The 23,616-nt window shown below is 40.7% G+C and carries 25 protein-coding genes; 11 read left to right on the top strand and 14 right to left on the bottom strand.

What is annotated here, in order from left to right:
* The first annotated feature begins 82 nt into the window (after positions 1–82).
* From spoIID to MKZ03_RS16910, 3 genes are all read left to right on the top strand, one after another.
* Positions 83–1,108 carry a stage II sporulation protein D gene (gene spoIID, locus MKZ03_RS16920; protein ID WP_106071343.1) on the top strand — a complete coding sequence of 342 codons (1,026 nt, stop codon included), beginning with the start codon at positions 83–85 and terminating at the stop codon, positions 1,106–1,108.
* Between the two features lie 323 nt (positions 1,109–1,431).
* Positions 1,432–2,130: a VWA domain-containing protein gene (locus MKZ03_RS16915; protein ID WP_080869567.1), complete on the top strand. Its 699-nt coding sequence runs from the start codon at positions 1,432–1,434 to the stop codon at positions 2,128–2,130.
* An 82-nt stretch (positions 2,131–2,212) separates the two neighbouring features.
* Entirely contained in the window at positions 2,213–2,887 is a 675-nt protein-coding gene (locus MKZ03_RS16910; RefSeq protein ID WP_034660275.1) for a VWA domain-containing protein, read from the top strand.
* A gap of 52 nt (positions 2,888–2,939) precedes the next feature.
* Here the strand turns inward: MKZ03_RS16910 and MKZ03_RS16905 are convergent, their stop codons facing one another.
* Positions 2,940–5,288: an FdhF/YdeP family oxidoreductase gene (locus MKZ03_RS16905; RefSeq protein ID WP_066031620.1), complete on the bottom strand. Its 2,349-nt coding sequence runs from the start codon at positions 5,286–5,288 to the stop codon at positions 2,940–2,942.
* A gap of 82 nt (positions 5,289–5,370) precedes the next feature.
* A complete protein-coding gene (locus MKZ03_RS16900; RefSeq protein ID WP_340973966.1) occupies positions 5,371–6,636 on the bottom strand; it encodes an L-lactate MFS transporter in 1,266 nt (421 codons plus the stop codon).
* Positions 6,637–6,770: 134 nt separating this feature from the next.
* Here MKZ03_RS16900 and fdhD point away from each other — a divergent pair, with 134 nt between their 5' ends.
* Positions 6,771–7,559, top strand: coding sequence for a formate dehydrogenase accessory sulfurtransferase FdhD (gene fdhD / locus MKZ03_RS16895; RefSeq protein WP_307500397.1), 789 nt, complete (start codon positions 6,771–6,773; stop codon positions 7,557–7,559).
* 10 nt (positions 7,560–7,569) lie between these two features.
* Positions 7,570–8,577, top strand: coding sequence for a GTP 3',8-cyclase MoaA (moaA, locus tag MKZ03_RS16890; protein ID WP_334750688.1), 1,008 nt, complete (start codon positions 7,570–7,572; stop codon positions 8,575–8,577).
* Positions 8,578–8,830: 253 nt separating this feature from the next.
* On the opposite strand, the gene rpsN is transcribed toward moaA, so the two are convergent.
* The 4 genes from rpsN to MKZ03_RS16870 form a co-directional block, all read right to left on the bottom strand.
* Positions 8,831–9,100 carry a 30S ribosomal protein S14 gene (rpsN, locus tag MKZ03_RS16885; RefSeq protein WP_025093900.1) on the bottom strand — a complete coding sequence of 90 codons (270 nt, stop codon included), beginning with the start codon at positions 9,098–9,100 and terminating at the stop codon, positions 8,831–8,833.
* 16 nt (positions 9,101–9,116) lie between these two features.
* On the bottom strand, positions 9,117–10,313 hold the full coding sequence (locus tag MKZ03_RS16880) for a GTP-binding protein (RefSeq protein ID WP_341032483.1): 1,197 nt from the start codon (positions 10,311–10,313) through the stop codon (positions 9,117–9,119).
* 82 nt (positions 10,314–10,395) lie between these two features.
* On the bottom strand, positions 10,396–10,545 hold the full coding sequence (gene rpmG, locus MKZ03_RS16875; protein ID WP_182488955.1) for a 50S ribosomal protein L33: 150 nt from the start codon (positions 10,543–10,545) through the stop codon (positions 10,396–10,398).
* Between the two features lie 142 nt (positions 10,546–10,687).
* Positions 10,688–11,110 carry a DUF5362 family protein gene (locus MKZ03_RS16870; protein ID WP_340973962.1) on the bottom strand — a complete coding sequence of 141 codons (423 nt, stop codon included), beginning with the start codon at positions 11,108–11,110 and terminating at the stop codon, positions 10,688–10,690.
* Between the two features lie 527 nt (positions 11,111–11,637).
* On the opposite strand from MKZ03_RS16870, the gene MKZ03_RS16865 reads away from it, so the two are divergent.
* Positions 11,638–12,042 carry a hypothetical protein gene (locus tag MKZ03_RS16865; protein WP_341032480.1) on the top strand — a complete coding sequence of 135 codons (405 nt, stop codon included), beginning with the start codon at positions 11,638–11,640 and terminating at the stop codon, positions 12,040–12,042.
* Positions 12,043–12,081: 39 nt separating this feature from the next.
* Here MKZ03_RS16865 and MKZ03_RS16860 read toward each other — a convergent pair whose 3' ends face one another.
* Positions 12,082–12,597, bottom strand: coding sequence for a thiol:disulfide interchange protein (locus MKZ03_RS16860; protein WP_341032479.1), 516 nt, complete (start codon positions 12,595–12,597; stop codon positions 12,082–12,084).
* A 97-nt stretch (positions 12,598–12,694) separates the two neighbouring features.
* Between MKZ03_RS16860 and MKZ03_RS16855 the strand changes: the two genes are divergently transcribed.
* The 3 genes from MKZ03_RS16855 to MKZ03_RS16845 are packed head-to-tail and all read left to right on the top strand — an operon-like array spanning position 12,695 to position 15,577.
* Positions 12,695–14,494, top strand: a complete 1,800-nt coding sequence (locus tag MKZ03_RS16855; protein ID WP_341032478.1) for an ABC transporter ATP-binding protein — start codon at positions 12,695–12,697, stop codon at positions 14,492–14,494.
* A 1-nt stretch (position 14,495) separates the two neighbouring features.
* Positions 14,496–15,050 carry a MauE/DoxX family redox-associated membrane protein gene (locus MKZ03_RS16850; RefSeq protein ID WP_341032477.1) on the top strand — a complete coding sequence of 185 codons (555 nt, stop codon included), beginning with the start codon at positions 14,496–14,498 and terminating at the stop codon, positions 15,048–15,050.
* Positions 15,047–15,577, top strand: a complete 531-nt coding sequence (locus tag MKZ03_RS16845) for a TlpA family protein disulfide reductase (RefSeq protein WP_282067843.1) — start codon at positions 15,047–15,049, stop codon at positions 15,575–15,577. Before MKZ03_RS16850 ends, MKZ03_RS16845 begins: the two co-directional genes overlap by 4 nt.
* 32 nt (positions 15,578–15,609) lie before the next feature.
* Here MKZ03_RS16845 and MKZ03_RS16840 read toward each other — a convergent pair whose 3' ends face one another.
* Positions 15,610–16,137 (bottom strand): GNAT family N-acetyltransferase, encoded by a 528-nt coding sequence (locus MKZ03_RS16840; protein ID WP_307500389.1) that lies wholly within the window; start codon positions 16,135–16,137, stop codon positions 15,610–15,612.
* A 98-nt stretch (positions 16,138–16,235) separates the two neighbouring features.
* Between MKZ03_RS16840 and MKZ03_RS16835 the strand changes: the two genes are divergently transcribed.
* On the top strand, positions 16,236–17,132 hold the full coding sequence (locus MKZ03_RS16835; protein ID WP_095285690.1) for a peptidoglycan DD-metalloendopeptidase family protein: 897 nt from the start codon (positions 16,236–16,238) through the stop codon (positions 17,130–17,132).
* Between the two features lie 81 nt (positions 17,133–17,213).
* On the opposite strand, the gene MKZ03_RS16830 is transcribed toward MKZ03_RS16835, so the two are convergent.
* The 5 genes from MKZ03_RS16830 to MKZ03_RS16810 all read right to left on the bottom strand — a co-directional run bounded on the left by MKZ03_RS16830 (position 17,214) and on the right by MKZ03_RS16810 (position 21,338).
* Entirely contained in the window at positions 17,214–17,561 is a 348-nt protein-coding gene (locus MKZ03_RS16830; RefSeq protein WP_034660252.1) for a P-II family nitrogen regulator, read from the bottom strand.
* An 18-nt stretch (positions 17,562–17,579) separates the two neighbouring features.
* Entirely contained in the window at positions 17,580–18,788 is a 1,209-nt protein-coding gene (locus tag MKZ03_RS16825; protein ID WP_060597474.1) for an ammonium transporter, read from the bottom strand.
* A 193-nt stretch (positions 18,789–18,981) separates the two neighbouring features.
* A complete protein-coding gene (locus MKZ03_RS16820; protein ID WP_034660250.1) occupies positions 18,982–19,722 on the bottom strand; it encodes an amino acid ABC transporter ATP-binding protein in 741 nt (246 codons plus the stop codon).
* A 10-nt stretch (positions 19,723–19,732) separates the two neighbouring features.
* Entirely contained in the window at positions 19,733–20,410 is a 678-nt protein-coding gene (locus tag MKZ03_RS16815; RefSeq protein ID WP_078061638.1) for an amino acid ABC transporter permease, read from the bottom strand.
* A 40-nt stretch (positions 20,411–20,450) separates the two neighbouring features.
* Complete coding sequence (locus MKZ03_RS16810) at positions 20,451–21,338, bottom strand: transporter substrate-binding domain-containing protein (RefSeq protein WP_066031628.1); 888 nt, start codon at positions 21,336–21,338, stop codon at positions 20,451–20,453.
* A gap of 177 nt (positions 21,339–21,515) precedes the next feature.
* Between MKZ03_RS16810 and MKZ03_RS16805 the strand changes: the two genes are divergently transcribed.
* Positions 21,516–22,904, top strand: coding sequence for an MFS transporter (locus tag MKZ03_RS16805; protein ID WP_034660246.1), 1,389 nt, complete (start codon positions 21,516–21,518; stop codon positions 22,902–22,904).
* 37 nt (positions 22,905–22,941) lie between these two features.
* Here the strand turns inward: MKZ03_RS16805 and MKZ03_RS16800 are convergent, their stop codons facing one another.
* A complete protein-coding gene (locus MKZ03_RS16800) occupies positions 22,942–23,541 on the bottom strand; it encodes an undecaprenyl-diphosphatase (RefSeq protein WP_034660243.1) in 600 nt (199 codons plus the stop codon).
* Positions 23,542–23,616 lie beyond the last annotated feature (75 nt).

The following is a 23,616-nucleotide window of genomic DNA, read 5'->3' as shown; positions in this document are numbered from 1 at the left end:
ACTGAATGAAAGAAGCTGTCATATTAGCTTGTCCCCGCCCATAGGATAAAAGAGATTCAATGACAAATGGGGGCAGCCAAATATGAAACCAATGATATGGACAATCGCAGGAATATGCATCATTATTTTAATGATTCCAACTTTACTTGTGTTGCCGACGTTTCAAGGGAAACCGGAGGTAAGCCAGCATGTATCAGCGGAGCCATCAGTTAAAAAAGAAGTGAAGGGTACAGTCAAATTGAAGCAATCACCCGTCGCTATCCCCGTCTATCGTTCAGCTCATCAGCAGGTAGAAAACATCCCCTTAGAAGAGTATGTGATCGGTGTCGTAGCGTCTGAAATGCCAGCTGATTTTGAAATGGAAGCACTCAAGGCACAGGCACTCGCTGCAAGAACGTATATCGTCAGACAAATGATCATCGATAAGACCGTCAAATCACCAAAGGGCTCTCTTGTAGATGACACCCAAATGTTCCAAGTTTATAAAAACAAGCAGGAACTCAAGAAAATTTGGGGGAAAGCGTACAATTGGAAGTTAAAAAAAGTCACAGAAGCTGTCGCCAGCACACAAGGAAAAGTGCTGACTTATGACGAGAAACCAATTGATGCCTCATTCTTCTCAACAAGTAACGGAAAAACGGAAAATGCTGAAGCTTATTGGAAAAACGAAATCCCATATTTGAAAAGTGTCTCAAGTAAATGGGACGAAAAATCGCCAAAATTTCAAAACAAGAAAACCATCCCAGTTAGTGAATTTCAGCAAAAATTAGGTGTGACGCTCACTCAGCAGGCTCAGGTAGGACAGATAGTAGAACGGACGCCAGGAAATCAAGTAGCGAAAGCCGTAATAAACGGTAAAACACTGACAGGCAGAGACATTCGAGAGTCACTAGGACTTCATTCAGCGGACTTTACATGGGAACGACAGGGCCAGCAAATTATCATTACGACAAAAGGGTATGGCCATGGGGTTGGAATGAGTCAGTATGGTGCGCACTATATGGCACAGTCAGGCAAAAAAGTAGAGGCTATCGTGAAACATTATTATAAAGGGATTCAAATTGAATCAGCTGAACGTTTTCTCAACACGTATATGGCTAAAAAATAAAGCAAAGGTGCCTCAGAAATGGGGCATCTTTTTTTGTGTTCCAAGAGGTTTGAACAGAATGTGTCAATTTGCGACTTAAGACGCACCTCAGGAAATCTTAAACATTTACGTCCCGACAAGAACCGATGGCCGATACAAAGCCCCTCGAAAGAAGGAGAAAACAAAAGAAAAAATGATGTGTTAGGTGAATATATCTAGACAACTGACAGATTTTTAGTGATTTTGATGAAAGAGAAAAAGGGACCGAGTCCTATACCATTCCAAGACAGAATATTTTACGATTAAGATGTTTCAATTAAATACATAAGGAGGAAGGAAAAATGATGTTGAAAAAAGTATTTACACTCGTAACCTTAGCTGTATTGACATTATCTATGTCAATCTCTTCACCAGTATTTGCAAAAGCATCTACAGTCAAAAAACATAACAAAGATGTAAGAGTTACTATCTTACTTGATGCAAGTGGAAGCATGGCAAGAAAAGTAGAGGGAGAACGCAAATTTGACCTCGCAAAACAAGAGGTATTTAAATTTGCTCAGTCACTTCCAAAAGACGCTAAAATTCGTATGAGCTTGTTTGGCTCTGAAGGTAACAACAAAAATTCAGGTAAAGCTCAATCATGTGAAGTCATTAGAGGCGTTTATGGCGTACAGCCTTACGAAAAAGAAAGCTTTGAAAACTCTTTAAACGGACTTGGACCAAATGGCTGGACACCGATTGCTCGTGCTCTTGAAAATGCAAAGCAAACGGATGAACAGCTTAATGGTGGAACAAAACATATTGTGTACCTAATCACTGATGGTGAAGAAACTTGTGGCGGAGATCCAGTAAAAGTAGCAAAAGAATTGCATAACTCAAAAGGATCGACTGTTGTTAATGTGATCGGATTAGACTTTAACGATGGCTATGAAGGTCAATTGAAGCAAGTAGCCAAAGCGGGTAAAGGCCAATACTACCAAGCAAGCACTGGTAAAGAAATGGGTTCTATCTTGTCGGCAGAATCATTAAAACTACACGAATAACTTGCTGAACAAAAGGGAAACGATTGATGTATGCTATCGTTTCTCTTTTTCTGTACAAATGTAAAAAGGGAGGTTTTTATGAATGAAACGAAATATTGTATTAACCATTTTGGCTAGTCTTGTCCTGCTTCTTTCTTCACCAGCTCATGCTGTGACAAAACAGGAGCCTGCTCATGTGGTGATATTACTTGATTTAAGCGGCAGCATGGCACAATCAGTTGAAGGCGAAAAGAAAATCGATATCGCCAAACGTTCTATTCAAAGCTTCGCAAGTATTTTATCAGAAGATACACAAGTCCTGCTACGTGTGTTTGGTCATGAAGGAACCAATAAAAATGCAGGAAAAGCAGTTTCTTGTGGAAGCTCTGAAGCCGTTTACGGATTTGGATCATATGAGCCATCAACATTTCAGCAAGCACTGAATGTGTATAAGCCGACCGGCTGGACACCACTTGCAAAAGCATTAACAGATACGAAACAAGATTTTGAAGATCACCAGGCTGAAGGAAAAAATATTGTCTATGTCGTCAGTGATGGTAAAGAAACTTGTGGAGGAAGCCCTTCACAAGCAGCAAAGGAATTACATGAAGACGGAATTGACACCATTGTCAATATCATCGGCTTTGACGTGAATGAAAAAGAAGCAAAAAGTCTAAAGTCTGTTGCAAAAGCGGGTGGTGGACAATATCAACCGGCTGCGAATGCCGAAGAATTGAATCACATTCTACAAAATGAAGCGAGCGCTTTTGGTCAGTAGGATATGAATGGGAGCTGGGGATTGTTTTCCCCAGCTGTTTTTTAGTTGAAGATCAATTCAAAGTAGTTTCTAATTCATCAATTCGTTTCTCCACGTAGTGCTGATCTTTTCTTGCATGAAAAGTTTCAGCTTTTTCTAATATTGCCGCCGTATTATACTCGGGAATCTGTGAGTAGCTCTCATACACACCCTTTGGAATTAAAACGTTCCCTTCAGGCCAATAAACAGCGATATTGCCACGTTTCAAATCCCCGAATTGAGCCACTCCTTGATAGGACCCATATTGATTAAACAAGACAACTGGATCACCTTCTTGGACATAAAGTTCTTTTGCATCTTCGTTATTCATCAAGATAGAATGACGCTTCCCACCATTAAAGGCATCCTTTTCACTATAGATCATGGAGTTGAATTGCTTTCCTCTTCTTGTCGTGATATTAAAATGTCCTTCCGTTTTTCGGTATTGAGGCAGCTGGGCAGGAAGAAGATGTCCTTTGCCGTCCGGTGTTGGACACTCCCCGTCTTCACATAGCCATGCGCCACCCCATTGAAAAACGTCTCCTTTATGACGCAAATGCTGGATGCCGTCATAGTTTCGATTTGCGACCGCAATCTCACGGCGAATGTCTTCAGCCGTTTCGAAATGAATCAGCTCAGCATCTTCTGGCCGGACTCTTTTTGCAAGATCAATATAAATGTCCCATTCTGCTCTGGCTTCCTCAATACGAGGTCCTTCAATTTCTGGACTGAAATATACCATGCGTTCCGTACTAGTTGATGTACCGCCGCCTGGCTGTTCATATCTTGTCATAGCAGGCAGAACAATTACCGTCTCTTCTGCCTCTACAAGTGTAGAGGTATTCAAAATGATATCTTGATGGACACGGAGTTCAAGCTCAGATAAAGCTTTTTCGATCGCATCTGGATTTGGCATCGTTTCTAAAAAGTTTCCGCCGCTCGTAAACAGCATTTTGAGTTTTTGCGGATGTTCTTTTGGGAGAGCCATTTTCTCAAAGGATTGCCCAATGGTGTCACCATGCCATTTCGGAATGTCAAACCCCCAAATTTTTTCGATTCTTTCAATATTCTCTTCATCAAAATCACTGCCCGGCAAAACGAATGGATCAGCACCCATTTCACCAGAACCTTGAACGCCGCTATGCCCTCGAATTGGCATGACACCACAATGTTTCCTGCCAATAAATCCACGTAACATAGCAAGGTTGGCGACCTGTGATATATTATCAGTTGCAAAGCGGTGCTGGGTAAGACCCATACTCCAAATAAAAACGCCTGAATTGGCATTGGCAAGGAGGATCGCAAATTCCTTCATTCTTTCTTTTGATAAGCCTGATGATGCTTCTAGGTCCTCCCACTTCAACTGTGCGGCATGCTGCTTTAAATCCTGTATGCCGGTAGTATGGGCTTGAATAAATTCATGATCAAGAGCGGAATGGGGAGCATGCTGCTCCATGTCAAACCAATGTTTGATGACGCCGTTCATAAACGCAATATCGCCGCCTATATTGACTTGATAGAAATCATCCGCGATTTTTGTGCCGAATAGAGCACTTTCTGGAATAGAGGGAACCCAGTACTTTTCCATGGCAGGCTCTTTGTACGGATTGATGACAATAATTTTGGTTCCTTTCTTTTTCGCCGCATACATATATTTAGTGGAAACGGGCTGATTGTTTGCTGCGACAGATCCCCAAAAAATTAAGACATCCGTTCCGATCCAATCGTTGTAATTACAGCTGGAGGCTCCTATACCAAGGGATCGTTTAAGAGCGGTTTTGCTCGGTGAATGACAAATGCGAGACGCATTATCAATATGATTTGTCCCGATAAAGCGAGCTGCCTTCGCAGCGGTATAATAGACTTCATTTGTAATTCCTCTAGCCGTTAAATAGAAAGCGAGCTGCCGTTTATCAATTGATTTGATTTTAGCTGCGATTTGATCTAATGCATCATCCCAGGAAATACGCGTAAAGGCATTGTCACCTTTTTTTCGAATCAGTGGATAAGGAATACGGCCAAGTTTGCGAAGAGAGGTGCTGTCCATTTGTTTGAGCTGTTGAATATCTTCGAACCATTTTGGATCAATAGCTGGCATTGTATTAAGACGAAGTACATTTAGTCTTGTGGTGCATATATGAGGTCCTGCGAGCGTTTGGTCATATAACCCTGAAACACCCAGGGCACAGCCATCACACACGCCCTGCGTTAAAATACGATATGCATAGGGGAGATTATCCTTGTTTTCCCATGCCACTTTCATCGTATCTCGAATGTGTTTCGGTTTTACTTTTCCAAGCCCCATAGGCGCAAAAGAGGCCCATAGCTTTGGTGAGGGTTTTTTATTAAGCTTAATAGGCCCCTTATGTTTTGTTTTCCCCATGATATCATCACCCTCCTATTACTTTATGAAGCGTTTTCATATCTAAAAATTACCTTTAGATTGTGATTCTGTCAAATTCAAATTAAGGTCGGGCTGAGACAGAAGAAGTAGCAGCAAGGTTTGTTTCTCTAAGCTGTTGAATATCTTTCCGTATGAGAAGAGATATGATAAAAGCGATGAAAAATAAGCCAGAGAACACCATCAGACTTTGCGTGTAGTTACCTGTTATATCTCGAATAAAGGATGAAAATAAAGGTCCAGCTAAACCAGCAGCGGCCCAGGCAGTCAGAATATAACCGTGTATGGCACCAAGTTGTTTCGTGCCAAATAAATCCCCAATATAGGCTGGAATTGAAGCAAACCCTCCTCCATAGCACGTATAAATGATCGCCATCACGATTGAAAAGACGAGCGGTTCTTTTAAATAGGGGAGTAAAGGAAAGGCAATGAGCTGGATACTAAAGAAGATTGTATACGTATTCGGCCTTCCGATATAATCTGAGAAGGATGCCCAGCCAATCCGCCCTAAACCATTAAAAGCACCTAAAATACCAACAAGGGTAGCTGCAGCACCTGCAGTGAATCCAACACTTTCTTGTGCAAGAGGCGATGCAACTGAAATAATGGCAATTCCGCATGTGATATTAATAAAGAGCATGAGCCACAAATAATAAAAACGTCGTGTTTTGATCGCTTCATTTGCTGTAAGCTGTGATAAATCCTGAGGGATTTTTCTTTGATTTGTTTTTAACACGTCAAACTGTTTGACGTCTTCAGATGTTGGTGGTGATAAATAAAGAGATGAGATCACCATGATCATAAAATAGGAAATTCCAAGAATGTAAAAGGTATTTGCGATGTTCACTTTTTCAATGAGATATTGGATAATTGGGCTGCAAATAAGAGACGCAAATCCAAAACCCATAATAGCTAAGCCGGTTGCAAGTCCTCTTCGGTCCGGAAACCATTTCACCAAAGTTGATACAGGTGCAATGTAGCCTACCCCTAATCCTATCCCAGCGAGCACACCATAAAATAAATAGAGGAGTGGGAGTGAGGACATGTGGACAGCGAATCCTGACCCTGTCATTCCAATACCGAAGAAAATAGCTGAGAAGAGCCCTGATGCCCTTGGACCATACCTTTCAACGAAATGCCCCATGAAAGCAGCAGATAATCCTAAAAATAAAATAGCAATACTGAAGGTCAAGCTTATTTCTGTCAATGACCACTGAAAGGCTTGATGCAAAGGGTTCGTAAAAACACTCCAAGCATAAACAGACCCAATAGATAAATGAATTCCTACAGCACTTGTTGCAATGAGCCAGCGATTTTTCGATTTGTTCATTTTGTTCCCCCCATATAAAGCAATCAAAAAGTTTGATAAGATAGGAATATGTTGCAATTTTATGACTTTTTAAAATAATATCATAATTTGATTGGATCATATAACTAAATTTGTGCTGAAAGGAAGATCATACAATGAATCCTTCTGTTAAAAAGAAACGAGTCATACACCAATACCGTGAAGGCCAATTTACTTGCAAAACAGATGAAGTTGTAGAAGAATTCCCTTTAACTGTGATCGTGAATGGAGAGGAATTTGTGACACTTGTTTGTTCACCAGATCATTTGAAAGAATTGGTTATCGGTTTTTTAGCTTCAGAAGGAGTCATTCGATTTGAAAATGAGATTAAAAGGTTTACAATAGATGAAAGTATGGGCTTTGCATATGTTGATTTAGTTCACCCAAGCGGATTTCAGTCATCAGATTTTACAAAGCGAGTGATTGGTTCTTGTTGTGGGAAAGGGAGACACTTTTATTTTCTCCAAGATGTGAAAACGGCAAAAACAGCCATTGATCGAATCAACATTTCTGCTGAAACCTGTATGCATCTAATGAAGTGTTTACAAGAAGAAAGCCAATTATTTCAACATACTGGTGGTGTGCATAATGCTGGACTGTGTGACACAGAGAAGCTATTCATCACTAGAACTGATATAGGAAGACATAATGCTTTAGATAAAATCTATGGATACTGTTTACTTCATCGAATTCCACTTAGAGATAAAATCCTTGTGTTTAGCGGCCGGATATCGTCAGAAGTTTTATTGAAGGCAGCAAAACTAGGAGTGTCGATCGTCATCTCAAAATCAGCACCTACTGAGCTGGCGCTTAATATGGCAGAAGAATTAAATATCACGACAGTTGGATTCGTCAGAGGAAAATCTTTTAATATCTACACTCACCATCAGCGTATTACAGAATAGGAGGCAAAGTATGGACAGTATATTGGATAAGAGACATCGACCATTGCGCGATTTAAGAATATCAGTAACAGATCGCTGTAACTTTAGATGTACGTACTGTATGCCTGCTGAAATTTTTGGACCAGATTATCCTTTTTTGAATAAAGAAGAACTGCTTAGTTTCGAAGAAATTGAACAGCTTGCTACCCTTTTTGCAAAGGACTTAGGTGTGGTGAAAATACGCATCACGGGTGGTGAACCTTTAATGCGAAAAGATTTGCCTATCTTAATAGAAAAGCTTTCAAAAATTCCAGGAATCGAAGACATTGCTATGACAACCAATGGAACGCTTTTACCTTTATATGCTGATAAGTTAAAGAAAGCAGGTCTTCAGAGAGTCACCATTAGTTTGGATTCATTAAATCCTGACCGTTTTATGCAAATGAACGGAAGGAATATTTCTATCCAAAAAGTGTTTGATGGGATTGAGGCTGCAAAAAAAGCTGGACTTGCTATTAAGATCAATATGGTTGTTCAAAAAGGTGTGAATGATCAGGATGTTTTACCAATGGCAGCTTACTTTAAAAAAGAAGGACATGTTCTCAGATTTATCGAGTTTATGGATGTTGGAAATACGAACAAATGGAATCTAGAGCATGTCATGACAAAGAAAGAGATCATTGGTCTAATTGATTCAACATTTCCTATCAAACCAGAACCTCCTCAATATCCAGGTGAAGTAGCCAACCGATTCTTTTATAAAGATGGTTCAGGAGAGATAGGCATTATTTCTTCTGTTTCAGATGCTTTTTGTGGAACATGTAACAGAGCGAGGCTTTCTGCTCGCGGTGAATTGTTTACATGTCTTTTTGCATCGTCGGGTTTTGATCTGAAACGGGTGATTCGCTCGGCTAAAGATAATGAAGATATAAAGAATATATTGAAGGAACTATGGTCGAATAGACAGGATCAATATTCAGCCGAGAGAGAACAGAAGAAAGATCAGAAAAAAGTTGAAATGTCATACATCGGTGGGTAGTGACAACAAAGTATCATGTTCATGTATTTTTGAAAAGAATAGAAAAAGTCATAATCATTGTTGACAATCTTTTTTTGAAATAGGTCTATTCATCTTATGAATCCAGTCATTATAAAAAACCAGCAGAAACTCTGCTGGTTTTTAAAATGTTATTTTGTAGCTCAAAAAGGTTTAGATATGCCTGGAAAATAGAATTTTAAACATTTTTTGCTACTTTACTTTTATGAGAGCTGTGATAAGATCAACTCAATCTTTACCAGCTCGATTTTTTTACTCCTGGGATGTGGCCCTTATAGGCAAGCTCACGAAAAGCAATTCTAGACATTTTAAATTTTCGTAAGTAACCTCTAGGGCGGCCGGTTAATTCACAGCGGTTTTTTAAGCGGGTAGGGGAAGAGTCTCTAGGTAATTTCCGTAAAGCTTCATAGTCACCTTTTTCTTTTAACTCTTTTCTTAATTCTGCATATTTCAATACAAGCTGCTGCCGCTTTTTTTCTTTAGCAATCTTAGATTTCTTTGCCACTTAAAACCCTCCTTTTTTAATGTTGGATTTTCCATTGAAAGGGGTCTTCAAATGTAGTCCAATCTTGATCAAATTCTTCAGGTGTGAGTAAGCATTGATCTAGTGTGCGAATGATATCTGCTTTAGGCAAATCTACGCCGATAAACACAAGTTTTGTATGCCGATCACCAAATTCTGCGTCCCACTCGTCAAGAAGCTCTGGTTCTTGCTTTAATATCCGTGCCTTATCTTGCTCAGGCAAGGCAGCAATCCAGTATGCAATTGGTTCAATCGCAACAGATTTTCCGGCCTGTGAAATTAAAATGGTTAAATCATGATGTGTGGCCAGCCATGTAAATCCTTTAGCGCGAACTATTTGCTCAGGCATCTGATCTAACCAATTATTTAACCTGCCAGTATGAAAGGGGAGTCTTCTTTCATAAACAAAGGATGAGATTTGGTATTCTTCTGTTTCCGGCGTATGCTGAGAATGCCCGGCGTTGATTTCTTTGATCCAGCCAGCAGAAGCACTGGCTTTTTCAAAGTCGAATAAACCAGTATTCAAAATGTCACTTGGCTTTACTTGCCCTTTTGAGGTTCTGATGATAGATGCTTCTGGTTGAAGTGTGGTCAGCACGTGCTCAAGTCGGTCTAATTCTGAGTTTGATACTAGATCACACTTATTTATAATCAGCACGTCACAACATTCAATTTGATCAATAAGTAAATCAGAAATTTCCCGTTCGTCATCATCGGAAACGGCTTGTTTACGGTCTAATAAACTTTCTCCTGACTGGAAGTCGGTCCAGAAATGGTTCGCATCTACAACAGTGACCATCGTGTCTAACCGGCAAAAGCGTGTCAAATCTATCCCCATTTCTTCATCAATATAAGAGAAAGTTTGCGCGACTGGAATTGGTTCACTAATACCTGTTGACTCAATGACAATATAATCGATATGACCAGTCTTACACAGGCGTTCTACTTCGATTAACAAATCTTCTCTCAATGTGCAGCAAATACAACCATTAGACAATTCAACTAGCTTCTCATCTGATCGAGAGAGCTCACCGCCTTGTTTGACTAGTTCTGCATCAATATTAATTTCGCTCATGTCATTGACAATCACAGCTACTTTTAACCCTTTACGATTTTGTAGGACATGATTTAATATTGTTGTTTTTCCTGCTCCTAAAAAACCGCTTAATACTGTAACAGGTATTCGCTTATTCATTTCTTTCTGTCCTTTTGACAATACTCATTTTGATTTCCGCCTCACTTAAAAAGTAATAATTACGATTTAAAGCCTAAAAAATTCATTTTGTTTCTCTATGAAGGGTATATTTCTTTAGCCGAGGAGAATATTTTTTTAACTCCAGTCGGTCCGGATTCGTTCTTTTATTCTTTGTTGTGATATAGTTTCTGTCACCTGTTTCAGTACAGGCTAAGGTAATTTTTACGAGCATCAGTAATGGATCCTCCTTTAATTCGTAATGGTTACGATTTGTATTTTAAAATGATCAAGGCGGAATGTCAAGCTTAGTAGGATGATCAATGCCAAATGATCAAACAAAAGGGGTATCGAATGTTCATTGATACCCCTCTCCATTAATAAAAGTCACCAAGCTCTTGTTCGTATTCACCTTCGTATTGCTGGACGTCACTAGGAATTTCTTGAAGAAAGGCTAGGCCACCTAATATCAGCATCAAGATAATGGCGATGAATGAGAGAATGACTGTGACAATACTTGATATGGCAAATAGCGTCTGCATTTTCATCATCTTAGCATATTGTTCTAATAACTCTTCATAAGAAGTATCAGGAGCTTGAATTAATTGTTCAGCTGCATTTACAGATTTTTGTACATGGAATCCCATCATAATGAGGAAGACGCCAAGGGCAGCAGGAAGAACAAGCCAAAAACCAATAAGAATAGCTAGGCCGCCTGAAATATAGAGAAATATACTACCAACTTTTCCCCACTTTGTGATCGAATGAAGAGATTGAATGATTTTCTCAGTTTGTTGCAATGGTGTTCACTCCTTTATGTATTCACTCTTTATCATACTTGAGCAAGTAGTACTTTAGGAGGAGTGAATGTAGAGCAATTAAAAAATATTTCTATCTTCACTTTACTATTTATGGATAAATAAATTATCTTCAAATAAGAAAAAAGTAACATTTACTATAAATTTTAACGACAATTTATGTCATAAATAAGATTAATAGTTAAAAATAATTAGTAAATTTATCAAAATATGTTGTTGGTTGTCTTGTAATTGGTTATTATTGTGTTGTATTACCTTAAAAATTGGAAGGTGGAATTCATATGTTAGATCGTTTCTTAAACAAAATGACCAATGTTCAACCTGCAGCTTCAAGATGTATTTTACAAAAATTAGTCACTTCATGCAAATCAGCGCCAACTTGTTTCCTTCAAGGTGTTGGAACTTTCCGTTACTACGTGGATCGTGATACAGGTGAGATATGTACTAGCCAAGAACGCGTTAGATGTGGCTGCTAAATTCAAGGATTTTATTTAATAGGATGTGAACGCATGAGCATATCTTCAATTTCATTTTTAACAAATGCTGTGCAGACGTCAAACAGTCGTCAAGCGGGTCAAACATCAAATTCTTTTTTAAACCAAGCTGCGAAAATTGTTCAAGGCGACCATTCTCCAGAAGAGAGAAAGGCATTATTTCAACAACTGACTCTAGTTCAGCAAGGAAAAGATTTAGAGCTTCATGTGTCTAAATTAAAGGAACTAGAGAAAGAGGTTCAAAAAGAATCGTCTTCTTCGTCTGTTACTGTGAATCAGCAGGGTGACCAAGTAGACATTTCAAATGAGGCTCGCAGTGAGTTTGAACAAGCTGAGGTACAAGCGACAGCTTCAAGTGAAGCGAGTGAAATCGCCGCAAGGGAAAAGGATCAGGATGTTCAGGCAGATTCACACCAATAAAAAAACGAGGCGTGTGTTTGTTGTCTTCACATGCCTCATTTATGTTTGTTTTGCAGAAATCCTTGAATAAAGACCATCCGGAAAAGGGGCTGCATATGAGATTGTTTCATCCTCTTCTACCAAGATGTAATATGGAAACTCTTCAATATGAAAGGCGCCTATCATTTGTTCGTCCACTGAGATAATTTGCATGTTGGTTTGGTTATCACGATATAATTCTTGATCCTTTTCTTGCCCATTCTTTAGTAAAACACTAAAAGAAATGTCTAATTGACGCTGCCTTTTCGTTTCTAGGAATTGTTCCAGTGATGGGATGCAGTGCGGACATGCTGTGTCAGTGAATATAAGCAGCTGTTGCTTGTGATTGGTTTGCAGCAAATCATTCATTTGAATAGGTGATGGTTTTTCAATTAGCGGATGAACAAGTTTTTGTCCGACATGCTGGATCGGTAAGATGATTAATTCCATCTGGTGTTTTAAATAGATGATGATTCCGATCGTCAATAAAAGACTGCAAAGAATAAGAGTGAGCTGTAAAAGTAAGATTGAATTCATCGTTATCGTCCTCTCAGAATGAAGTTACGCAGAACTATCATAATATAAATATCAAAAATATGTCAATTATACTAAATGGTGTAAGGTGGAGCGTTTGATGAGTACAGTGAACCATTGTTTATATGCAATCTCCTATACTTGGAAAAGAAGTCGATCATATCTTCTGTTAACTCTATTGATCCAAGTGATCGTTGGTTTTATGCCTTTGGCTAGTGTCTGGATTATTCAAACATTGATTAATGAAATTATTTTATTCATGACTTCTTCAGGAGACATTCAAAAGGTCTTAAGGTTATTTGGGTTGCAAATGGTCATTGTGGTTTTAGGATATGGGCTTCAATTCATTCTTCAACTTAGTCAGCAAAAAGCGACAAATTTGATTGGTTTGCATTTGAAGGGTGAATTGCTTCAAAAGGCAATCAGGCTGCCATATATTACATTTGAACATCCGTCTTTTTATAATGAAAGTCAACGTGTGATGAACAGTCATCAGCATGTTCTGAGTATGGTTAGAAGTATTTTTACAATCATGAGCGCATTGATTACTGTTGTATCACTTCTCATTTATATGATCGGTATCCATTGGGGTTTGGCGGTCATTCTGATCTTATTTACCCTGCCTGTCTTGTGGATTGAGCTCTTCTTTGGAGGCGCGCGGTATCAATTAAACCGCATGTTAACTGCTAACGATCGAAGAGAAATGTATGTGTCCGACCTTGTTGCACAGCGAGATTCATTGAAGGAAATCCGTTTATATGGAATAGGACATTATCTTCTTCAAAAATGGAAAGGTCATTATGTAAAAAGTGCAGATGAAAAATATAAATTACTAAAACGGCAGGTTCGCTGGGAGATGGCGGGCGGATTGCTTATGTCATTTGCCTATGTGTGCTGCGGTCTTTTTATTGTCTTTCTTATCTTTCAAAAAAAATTAGCAGCGGGTACGTTTGTCGCTGTGCTCCAAGCTGTGCAAAATATTCAAAGTGGTTTTCAAGACTTAACGAGGGAATGTTCTAGTTTATATGAAACGAGTCTCTATATTGATGAAATGAGAACTTTTCAAAAGAGAGAAGAAGAAATTGATGAGCAGACAGAGGAAGGGGCATCGCTTCGGAGGATTGAATGTATTCAGTCCATTACGCTAGAAAACCTCTCTTTTACCTATCCGAATATGAAAACGCCTGCTATTGAGCATATACATTTTCATATCAATAAAGGTGAACGCATTGCATTGGTGGGGGATAACGGATCAGGTAAGACGACCTTGATTAAATGTTTGACCGGTTTATATGATCCAGACAAGCCGAATATGCAAAAGGTCAATGGTGAGTCTATTTCGACCATTTATAAAAAATCATATCATGCGAGAATGGCTGTCCTTTTTCAAGATTTTATGAAGTACGAATTCACTGTGAAAGAAAACATTGGATTTGGCCGTATCGACGAAATAGATGAGGAAGAGCGCATGGTGTCAGCTGCGCGGCAAGCAGGCATAGAGAAAAGAATTCATCAAATGGAAGAAACATACGATGCGCAGCTTGGCCGGTTTTTTGAAGAAGGTCATGAACTGTCTGGCGGACAATGGCAAAAGCTTGCGATGGCGAGAACCTTCTTTAGAGAAAGTGATTTTATCATTTTAGATGAACCGACTTCTGCTCTTGATCCGCTATCGGAGATTTCACTCATTCGAAAGCTATTCGATCATACGCAGGATCAAGGGGTCTTGTTTATCACACACCGTATGGGAGCGGCCCGCTTAGCAGACCGCATTATCGTGATGAAAGATGGTGCTTTCGTTGAAGAGGGGAACCATGAAGAGCTGATGGCGCTAGGTGGAGAGTACAAAAGGCTTTATGAGGCACAATCTCAACTATTTCAACAAAAGGAGATGGCGTAAGGTGAGTGTCTTTTATTTTATAGGTGTCTATTTCTTAGGAATCATCTTTGCAGGTGCATGGCTTGATAAAGTGAGAAAACAAAAGGCGCATATGCAACAGATGAATGCTTATCGGCTGCTGCCTTCTGCGCTCACGGCGCCAATGTTTTATTTGTTTTTGACTATTGAATTGGCTTGTACTGGTCTATTGTTCGTATGGAACATGTCTCTTGTACCTGCGATTGGTCTTACAGCACTTTTATGTACCTATACTGGAGCGGTCACTTTCAATTTATTGAGAGGACATCGTAACATTTCATGCGGCTGTGGAGGTTTACTTGAAAATGACCGTCTTCACTGGGGAATTGTGATTCGTAATGTGTCGATGCTGGCTCTTGTGATTGGCTTGTTTTATGTGCATTCCTATGTAGAAACAATTCCATGGCAATTTCACATTATTTGTTTTCTGATTGCAGTGGCTGTCTGTTTCATTATAGCGGTGGGAAAAGACATCATGATGTTCAAAAGAAAGTGGAATCAATTTGAATCATTTATAGAAGGAGACCAAGTGAAATGACAGATATTCTACTGATTATTGTGTTATTCATTGTCATTGCTCAGCTGGCTGTGGTGTTTTTGCTTGCCCGCTTTATCGGAAAATTTATGAGTAAAATCAAAACCCTTGATGGGATTGAATTAAAGGAAGCGGATGTTGGTGATGCGGCGCCGTTATTTCGAAGCTATACACATTTAGGGGATAAGGTCATTTTAAAGGAATATTTGCAGAGCGGAAGAGCCGTGATGCTGTTATTTGTGAACTCTACTTGTATGACATGCAAAAGCATTTTGTCTGATATGAAGCAGCACATCTCTAGCGACGATACTCAATTCATTTTGATCAATGGAGATGAACAAGGAGATGATGCGTCGCTTCTTCAATTGCTGCCTGATCAAGCTGTGTATGTGCGCTCTTCGCAAATCATGGAGCTGTATGGGGTAACTGTTGTTCCGCAAGCGATTCTGATGGATGAACATGGCATCATCCTGCAAAGAAAATCTCTTCAAAATGCGAAACAGTTTGAACAGCTGTTACATGCTTCATAAAAAAGCGTCTCTTTGTTGGAGAGACGCTCGTTTTATAATTCTTTTCCTAGAATATCTAAATCGTATCTGCTGCCGTCCATTTCTGCGATACGTGGCAGGTGACCCCATGTCTCAAAGCCGTGCTTTTTAAATAATCGAATGCTGGCTTCGTTGTGCCCGAAAATAAAGGCAAGTAACGTTCGAATGCCTAATGAAGGTGCCAACTCAATGGCCTCTTGTAAGAAAAGTGACCCTAAGCCTTTCCCTCGATCGTCTTGGTTTAAGTAAATACTCATTTCAACGGTCCCGTTGTATGCAGGTCTTCCGTAAAACGTTTCAAAGCTGAGCCATCCGTAGATATGTCCATCCTCATCTGTTTTCACATAGAGAGGTCTTTTCTCTGAATGATTCAAAAACCATTGCCGGCGGTCTTCAACTGAAACTGGTTCTGTGTCGGCGGTTACTTCTCTTGAAGCAATGGTTGAATTGTAAATATCAACGATCGCTTTGAGATCATCTTCTGTTGCTATGCGGTTGAAAGTTTTCACAATAAAGTCCCCCGTCTTTTTTTCATTCATCATACATATTATTGGTGCGATTGCGCAAAATAAAAAGAAAAATGATTTCGTGTGTATATATTTTTTGAAAAGTGTTCAGAATGTTGCTGAGGTGATGAAAAATGAGAGAGGAAGAAAAGAAACGTACTTCCAAAATCACAAAAGTTCAGCAATTTTTCCGTAAGCGCTGGGTATTCCCTGCTATTTACTTGGTCAGCGCAGCGGTCGTGTTAACAGCTGTTCTTTGGTACCAAGCTGTATCAAAAGATGTGAAAGACCAACTATCTGATGGAAATCAAACAGGGCAAGAACAGCGTGATGATGCCGTTGAAGTTGGAAAGCCAATTGAAAATGTTGCAATGCCGGTCCAGAATTCTGATAATGTTTCTGTCGTGAAAAAGTTCTATGAAGCAGATGCTGATCAAAAAGAAAAAGAAGCAGCACTTGTAAACTATAATAACACCTATACCTTGAGCAAAGGTATTGATCTTGCAGATAAAGATGGCAAAGTGTTTGATGTCACAGCTGCTCTTAGTGGAACAGTGGTTCAAGCGAAAAAAGATCCAGTTCTCGGTCACGTCGTTGAAATTGAACATGAAGATGGATTATCGACTGTTTATCAATCGTTGTCACAAGTGAGTGTCAAAGAAGGCGATGAAGTGAAGCAGAATGATGTCATCGGTGCTTCTGGTAAAAATCTTTATGGTGCTGAAAGCGGCAACCATGTGCATTTTGAAATTCGTATGGAAGGTTTAGCGCTTAATCCACTTAGCTTCATTGACAAGCCTGTTTCGACTATTGAAAAGGCCGCGCAAGAAGTGACGGAAGAAGCAAAAGAACCTGCTCAGCCAAAAGCTGATGAAAAAACAAAGGAACCTGCTGCTGAAGATAAGACCAAAGAGCCTGCTGGAGAAAAATCTGAAGAAAAGTCTGATGAGAAGGGGAAATCCTCTGATCAAGAAAAGTCTTCTGATTCCTCTAAAGACAGCAGTCAATCTGAAGAAACAAAACAATCTTAAAGCCTTGCAACCTCTGTGTATGAATTATGCAGAGGTTTTTTTCTGTCTTAAAAAAATCCCCCGCACTTGGCGGGGGATGGTTTATAGGGCGGCAGGCCCTTCTTCACCTGTCCGAATGTTGATTGTATTTTCTATCTCATATATAAAAATTTTCCCATCCCCTGGTTCGCCTGTACGAAGTACCTTTTGAGCTGTTTCAACGACCAGTTCGACAGGTACTTTGCTTAGGACGATTTCAATCTTTAATCGTTCGTACACATTGCTTTCCTTTTTGACGCCGCGGTATAGCTCTGTATGTCCCTTTTGTAGGCCGCAGCCGTGCACATTCGAAAAGGTAATTGAGGTGACACCAATCTTTCCAAGCTCCACCTTTAATGTTTCAAAATTGGCTGGACGTGTGACAATCTCCACTTTATACATTTTGCTCATCGAGACACCCCTTTTTCTTTAATCTTGATAGGCTTTTTCACCGTGCATGGTTAAATCAAGGCCCACTGATTCTTCTTCTTCGGTTGCACGAATCTTGAAGAAGAGATTGACCACTTTGATGATCACGTATGTCACAACGGCTACAAAGGCGTAGGTGGCAACAATAGCGACTACTTGCTTCCAAAGTAAGCTGGCATCTCCGTAAAATAAGCCATTGGCTCCGCCGTCATTGACAGAGGTTGTTGCGAAAAGTCCAGTTGCAATACCTCCCCAAGTCCCGCCAATTCCGTGAAGCCCGAATGCATCCAGTGCATCATCATAGCCAAATTTGGCTTTGAGTGAGAAGACTCCCCAGAAACACACGATCCCGCCGATGATTCCGATGATAATAGAAGCAAATGGGGTGACAAAACCTGCGGCAGGTGTAATCGCGACAAGACCTGCGATGGCTCCAGAAATCGCGCCGAGCATAGTAGGCTTTTTGTTGATCATCCACTCTACTAACAGCCAGCCGATGATTCCTGCAGCAGCAGCTGTATTGGTGTTAATAAAGGCATACATCGCGACACTGTCTAATGTAAGGGCACTTCCAACGTTAAAGCCAAACCATCCAAACCAAATGACAGCTCCGCCAAGAAGGGTGTAGATCAAATTATGAGGAGAAGAGTTTGCTGCTTCTTTACGCTTCCCGAGCACAATCGCCACGACTAGACCCGCAACACCAGATGAAATGTGAACCACGTTTCCTCCGGCAAAGTCAAGTGCACCCATTTCGCCAATCCAACCGCCGCCCCATACCCAGTGTGCGACTGGCGCGTATACAAATGTGACCCAAAGGAGTGTAAACACGACGACCGCTGAGTAGCGAATTCGTTCAGCAAAGGCACCTGAGATGATGGCTGTTGTTAAGACGGCAAAGGTCATTTGGAACATCATGAACAATGAATGTGGAATGGTCTCACTGTAGGAACCAGGTTCAAAGCCAACGCCTTTTAGTCCAATCCAGTCTAAGCCTCCGATCCATGCATTGCCTGGCGCAAAAGCCAAGGAATAGCCAAACATGATCCATACGATGGAGACGATTGCTAGTGAAGTTAAGCTGTGCATGGTTGTACTTAAGACGTTTTTACTTCTCACGAGTCCTCCGTAGAATAAGGCTAAACCCGGTGTCATTAACCACACGAGTAGTGCGCAGAAGAACATAAATACTGTATCACCCATTTGCATGCTGCATTCCCCCTGAATCATTCAGAATTAATTGATTTCTTAATTCTTCATTATAGAGAGAAAAGTCATATATAACATAACCGTGTTAGTTAATCTTACATGGTTTTTGGTTATATTCGATATAAATGGATGAAAAGTTCGTAAAAAAAGAGAAAAAACGTGCACTGAGCACGAAAAATAAAGGGCGTTTGACCTATAAAATGGAGCTGAGAAACAGCTTGGTTCGTTCCTCTTGAGGAGAATCGAACAATTCTGATGGGGTGCCTTCTTCGACGATGCGGCCTTCGTGCATATAGACGACACGATCGGCGACTTCTTTCGCAAAGCCCATTTCATGTGTGACAATGACCATCGTCATGCCTTCTTTTGCGAGACTTTTCATTGTTTGCAGTACCTCGCCTACAAGCTCTGGATCGAGGGCAGACGTAGGTTCGTCAAATAACATGACATCTGGCTTCATGGCGAGAGCTCTTGCAATGGCCACACGCTGCTTTTGACCACCTGATAATTTAGAAGGATATACGTTGGCCTTATCCGCAAGTCCGACCTTTTCCAACAGGACGTTGGCTTCTGATACAGCTTGAGCCTTTTTTGTTTTTCTCACCATGACAGGCGCTTCGATGATGTTTTCAAGCACAGTTTTATGCGGGAAGAGATTAAAATGCTGAAACACCATGCCTATTTTTTGCCTCATCTCGTTTAATTGATCTCGTTTTGGATGTACTGGATTCCCATCAATGATGATCTGGCCATCATTTTTTATTTCTAAAAAGTTCATACAGCGGAGCAGGGTGCTTTTTCCAGAGCCACTGGCACCAATTAAGACGACCACATCATTTTCATAAACGGTGAGATCGATATCCTTTAAAACATGCAGCTCTCCGAAGTATTTATTGAGTTTTTCAACACGAATGAGTTCCTTTGATTCTGTCATGCTTCTCCTCCTAATGGTCACTGACTGATAGTTTCTTCTCAAAGGTTTGGACAGCGAATGTTAACAGCAGGACAAGAACTAAGTAATAGACGGCTACAACAAGTAAATAGGTCATATTGTCAAAGCTGTTGGAGCCTTGGGTCGTGGCGACGTTAAATAGTTCATTGACGCTGATAAAGGCGGCGAGTGATGAATCTTTTAAGCCGATAATGAACTGGTTGCCAAGAGGGGGGAGTGCGCGCCGCATTGCTTGCGGGAGAATGATGCGTCTCATTGTTAGGAAACGTCCCATGCCAAGAGAGCGTCCTGCCTCTTTTTGCCCCTGATCGATCGATTGGATGGCGCCTCTGAATATTTCTGCTATATATGCTCCATTATGAAAGGCGAGCGCAATGGAAGCAGCCCAGAAGTCGGGGATATTTAATTCCGTCAGTCCAAAATATAGGATGAAAATTTGAACAATCAGTGGTGTTCCGCGTACAAGGAAGATATAGGCGTTGGCGATATAACCGAAGACAGCCACGCGTGATATTTTCAATAAAGCAAAGAAGAGTCCGATGAACATGCCGATGAAGATGCTGATCACAGTGAGCTGTAAGGTGAGCAGCATTCCTTCTAAAAAAATACCTCTAGAATCAATCAGCGTCTGAAAAAAATGTGATAGAGTAGGCAAAACAATCATCTCCATTTGAAGAAAGTGCGCCTAAGAAAGGCGCACAATCGTGGTTTTAATTTTGTTTGACCGTGATGTCTTCGTCAAAGTATTTCTCGCTAATTTGTCTTAATGTTCCGTCTTTTTTTAGTGCGTCAATCGCATCGTTGATCTCTTCTATGAGCTGTTTATTTTCTTTTGATACAGCGATTGCCTGCTCGCTTTGTCCGAGTCTTTCCTGTGCTTCGATTTTTAATTTTTTCTTCATGGCTTCCGCACCTGTGGCGAAATCCGTCACGACTGCATCGTGTTTTCCGTTGGCCAGTGCTTCTAAAGCGACTACATCACTGTCGTAATATTTTGGTTCCTGCCCGCTATGTTCCTTTGCAATATCAGCGTAGGACGAGCCTTTTGATACAGCGATTTCTTTGTCTTTTAAGTCATCAGCATGTTGAATGTCTGCTCCAGGTCTTGTAAAAATTTGCGGACCAGAGTAGTAATAGGGCTTAGATAAAAGGACGTGTTTTTTTCGTTCCTCATTGATGGTATGACTTGCAACTGCCGCATCAAATTTTCCTGCTTTCACACCTTCGACGATGCCTGCGAATTTATATTTTTTCTGTATAGGCTCGAGGCCTAGTTTGTCACTAATCGCATTGCCTACATCGATATCAAAGCCTGACATCTGATTTCCATCCATGTAACTAAACGGGTGAAATTCACCTGATGCTGCAAATATAAATTTTCCATCCTCCAAAATTGGCGACCCTTTCGCTGTAGAATTACGTTTATCTCCGTTCCCATTTGTTTCATTTGAACCACACGAAGACAGAAGTAATACTGCAACCGAGAAAAGGGCTGGGACCCAAAACCGTCTTTTTTTAATAATAAGCTTCTCCTCCTTTTCAGCCGTTCTCCATATAAGGAGAAAGTAGGCTTTTAAATATGTGTAGCATCTTACCATTTGTTCCTCATATTCTCAATTTTATATGTGTTTTTCCAACACTCGCCCTTTTTAAAATGTATGTCTTGCTTTTCCGAGAGAGAACTTGAATTGATTAGGGTAAAAAAGGGAAATGAATCTCATAATAACGGAAGGATTGGCAAAAAACATGCCAGATCACAAAAAGGGGGTCGGTGTATGAACAAGTGGAGAGACAGCCGAAAGGTTTTTTTAACTGCTATTGCCTTTGGAACGATGTTAAATCCACTGAATTCCTCGATGATTTCTTTGGCCTTGCATCAAATTCAGCATGAATTCGGCTTGTCATTTACGACTGTATCTTGGCTTATTTCGTCTTTTTATTTAGCCAGTGCGGTGACGCAGCCGGTGAGCGGCCGGATTGGGGATCATGTGATGAGCCGGAGAACATTATTTTTATTCGGGCTAGGTCTTGTGGCGGTCTCAGCCATCTGTGCGCCGTTTGCCCCAACGTTTGCAGTGCTGATTGTGATCCGGCTGCTGCAGGCGATTGGGAGCAGTGCCATTTATCCTTCTGGTGTCGGACTCATTCGGGATCATATTCAGGAAAAGCAGGCTTCGGCGTTAGCGGTATTGTCCATTTTCGCTTCGGCGATGACGGCACTTGGACCGACGCTTGGCGGCTTTTTGATGACAATCGGCGGCTGGCCAGCTATCTTTTTAGTGAACCTGCCTTTTATTTTGATCAGCTTCTTTCTTGGACTAACTTTGTTTCCAAAGGAGCAGAAAAAGAGAAAGCTTCGTATAGGTGAAACGGTACGGAAGCTCGATTTGCCAGGGATGCTTCTTTTTACAGTTTGTATTGTCCTTCTGCTTTCGTTTTTATTATCACTAGGTGATGGGATTCAATATGTACAGGGGATTCTTTGTCTCGTGAGTGCAGGCGCTTTTATCTGGTGGGAGTATCAGGTGGATGAACCGTTTATTCAAATTCGAATGTTCAGACAGGAGCAGCGGCTGTCACTTGTGTATGTGCAATTTATCATTTTAAATATATTTTTCTATTGTCTTTTCTTTGGTTTGCCGAGCTATTTCCAGGATGAATTAGGCTGGCGTGTGGAAATGACGGGTCTTTTTATGCTGTGCATGTCTGGGGTGAGCATCATTGTGTCGCCGCTGACAGGAAAGTGGGTGGACCGCGGGGATGAACGTCATCCAGTATTAGCCAGTGCGGTATTGATGCTGGCTGGAGCATCTGCGATGACCTTCTTTTTTATTCCGGCACCATTATGGGGAAAAGGGGTGGTTCTAGCGCTGCTTGGACTGAGTTACGGGATTGGGAATGTTGCGCTGCAAGCGGCGATGCTCAAGGCAAGTCCTCAGCATATGATTGGCACGTCCTCCGGGCTTTTTCAAACATGCCGTTACCTTGGTTCCATTCTGTCGTCTGCTGTCCTCGGTATGCTGTTTGGGGATGAAATTGCTGGTCCTCATTTTGAGCAGTTAGGCTGGACGTTGATCATGATTTCCCTTACCGGCATCGGTGTCAGTCTTTATTTTTCGAACAAGGTCAGAGGAGGACAGCCAATAAAAAAAGCGGCGCGATAAGTGGAAGAAGATTCTTCATCACGTTATCGCAAGCCGCTTAAGAGTTAGACAGGTCAGAGCCCTGATCCTTTTGCTTCCTTCTGAATATTTTCCCTACAATTGTCTCATAGAAAGTGACAATGCGGTCAATTGGAGAGTCAAAGAACTTCCATAATTTATTCATGATAAAGACAACCACGATCGATACGACTAAGCTGCCTAAGACATCTAATGGATAATGGTGACCGACCCAAATGCGGGAGAATCCTGTGAGTAATCCAAAGACGAGCAAGATGTTGCCAAGCTTTTTATTACGAGATCTAATGGCAAGTGAAAGAGCCAGTGCACCTGTTGTATGGTCACTTGGGAAGGAAGCGTCTGCTGAGTGCGGAATGAGTGTGTCGACTTTATGCGCCACAAACGGCCGCTCTTCATAATGAAACAGTGTAATCGCAAAATTGACGATGAGTGCCGCGATGCCCGTTACACCGGAAAAGAAGACATGCTTCTTAAATTTGTGATTACCTAAAAACCAGCAAATCAATAAGACAAGGGCATACACAAGAATGGCCTTTTTCGTAATGAAAATCATGGCTTGATCTAAAAACTCAGAATGATGAGCCATCCCGTGTATGACTTTAAACAATTCGTAATTCAAAACATCACCTATACCTTCGCTTAATGCCAACTATTTTTCAAATAATCGTCTATTTGAAATATCCTATATTTTAGC

The organism is Bacillus sp. FSL R5-0431, assembly GCF_038002985.1.
Lineage (GTDB): Bacteria > Bacillota > Bacilli > Bacillales > Bacillaceae > Bacillus.
This window is presented reverse-complemented; position numbering and strand designations above follow the sequence as displayed.

What these genes read in the sequence shown, in the direction of transcription:
- spoIID (WP_106071343.1), top strand. Translation starts at nt 83, where the DNA reads ATGAAACCAATGATATGGACAATCGCAGGAATATGCATCATTATTTTA.
- MKZ03_RS16915 (WP_080869567.1), top strand. Translation starts at nt 1,432, where the DNA reads ATGTTGAAAAAAGTATTTACACTCGTAACCTTAGCTGTATTGACATTA.
- MKZ03_RS16910 (WP_034660275.1), top strand. Translation starts at nt 2,213, where the DNA reads ATGAAACGAAATATTGTATTAACCATTTTGGCTAGTCTTGTCCTGCTT.
- MKZ03_RS16905 (WP_066031620.1), bottom strand. Translation starts at nt 5,288, where the DNA reads ATGGGGAAAACAAAACATAAGGGGCCTATTAAGCTTAATAAAAAACCC.
- MKZ03_RS16900 (WP_340973966.1), bottom strand. Translation starts at nt 6,636, where the DNA reads ATGAACAAATCGAAAAATCGCTGGCTCATTGCAACAAGTGCTGTAGGA.
- fdhD (WP_307500397.1), top strand. Translation starts at nt 6,771, where the DNA reads ATGAATCCTTCTGTTAAAAAGAAACGAGTCATACACCAATACCGTGAA.
- moaA (WP_334750688.1), top strand. Translation starts at nt 7,570, where the DNA reads ATGGACAGTATATTGGATAAGAGACATCGACCATTGCGCGATTTAAGA.
- MKZ03_RS16880 (WP_341032483.1), bottom strand. Translation starts at nt 10,313, where the DNA reads ATGAATAAGCGAATACCTGTTACAGTATTAAGCGGTTTTTTAGGAGCA.
- rpmG (WP_182488955.1), bottom strand. Translation starts at nt 10,545, where the DNA reads ATGCTCGTAAAAATTACCTTAGCCTGTACTGAAACAGGTGACAGAAAC.
- MKZ03_RS16865 (WP_341032480.1), top strand. Translation starts at nt 11,638, where the DNA reads ATGAGCATATCTTCAATTTCATTTTTAACAAATGCTGTGCAGACGTCA.
- MKZ03_RS16860 (WP_341032479.1), bottom strand. Translation starts at nt 12,597, where the DNA reads ATGAATTCAATCTTACTTTTACAGCTCACTCTTATTCTTTGCAGTCTT.
- MKZ03_RS16855 (WP_341032478.1), top strand. Translation starts at nt 12,695, where the DNA reads ATGAGTACAGTGAACCATTGTTTATATGCAATCTCCTATACTTGGAAA.
- MKZ03_RS16845 (WP_282067843.1), top strand. Translation starts at nt 15,047, where the DNA reads ATGACAGATATTCTACTGATTATTGTGTTATTCATTGTCATTGCTCAG.
- MKZ03_RS16840 (WP_307500389.1), bottom strand. Translation starts at nt 16,137, where the DNA reads ATGATGAATGAAAAAAAGACGGGGGACTTTATTGTGAAAACTTTCAAC.
- MKZ03_RS16835 (WP_095285690.1), top strand. Translation starts at nt 16,236, where the DNA reads ATGAGAGAGGAAGAAAAGAAACGTACTTCCAAAATCACAAAAGTTCAG.
- MKZ03_RS16830 (WP_034660252.1), bottom strand. Translation starts at nt 17,561, where the DNA reads ATGAGCAAAATGTATAAAGTGGAGATTGTCACACGTCCAGCCAATTTT.
- MKZ03_RS16825 (WP_060597474.1), bottom strand. Translation starts at nt 18,788, where the DNA reads ATGCAAATGGGTGATACAGTATTTATGTTCTTCTGCGCACTACTCGTG.
- MKZ03_RS16820 (WP_034660250.1), bottom strand. Translation starts at nt 19,722, where the DNA reads ATGACAGAATCAAAGGAACTCATTCGTGTTGAAAAACTCAATAAATAC.
- MKZ03_RS16815 (WP_078061638.1), bottom strand. Translation starts at nt 20,410, where the DNA reads ATGGAGATGATTGTTTTGCCTACTCTATCACATTTTTTTCAGACGCTG.
- MKZ03_RS16810 (WP_066031628.1), bottom strand. Translation starts at nt 21,338, where the DNA reads ATGGTAAGATGCTACACATATTTAAAAGCCTACTTTCTCCTTATATGG.
- MKZ03_RS16805 (WP_034660246.1), top strand. Translation starts at nt 21,516, where the DNA reads ATGAACAAGTGGAGAGACAGCCGAAAGGTTTTTTTAACTGCTATTGCC.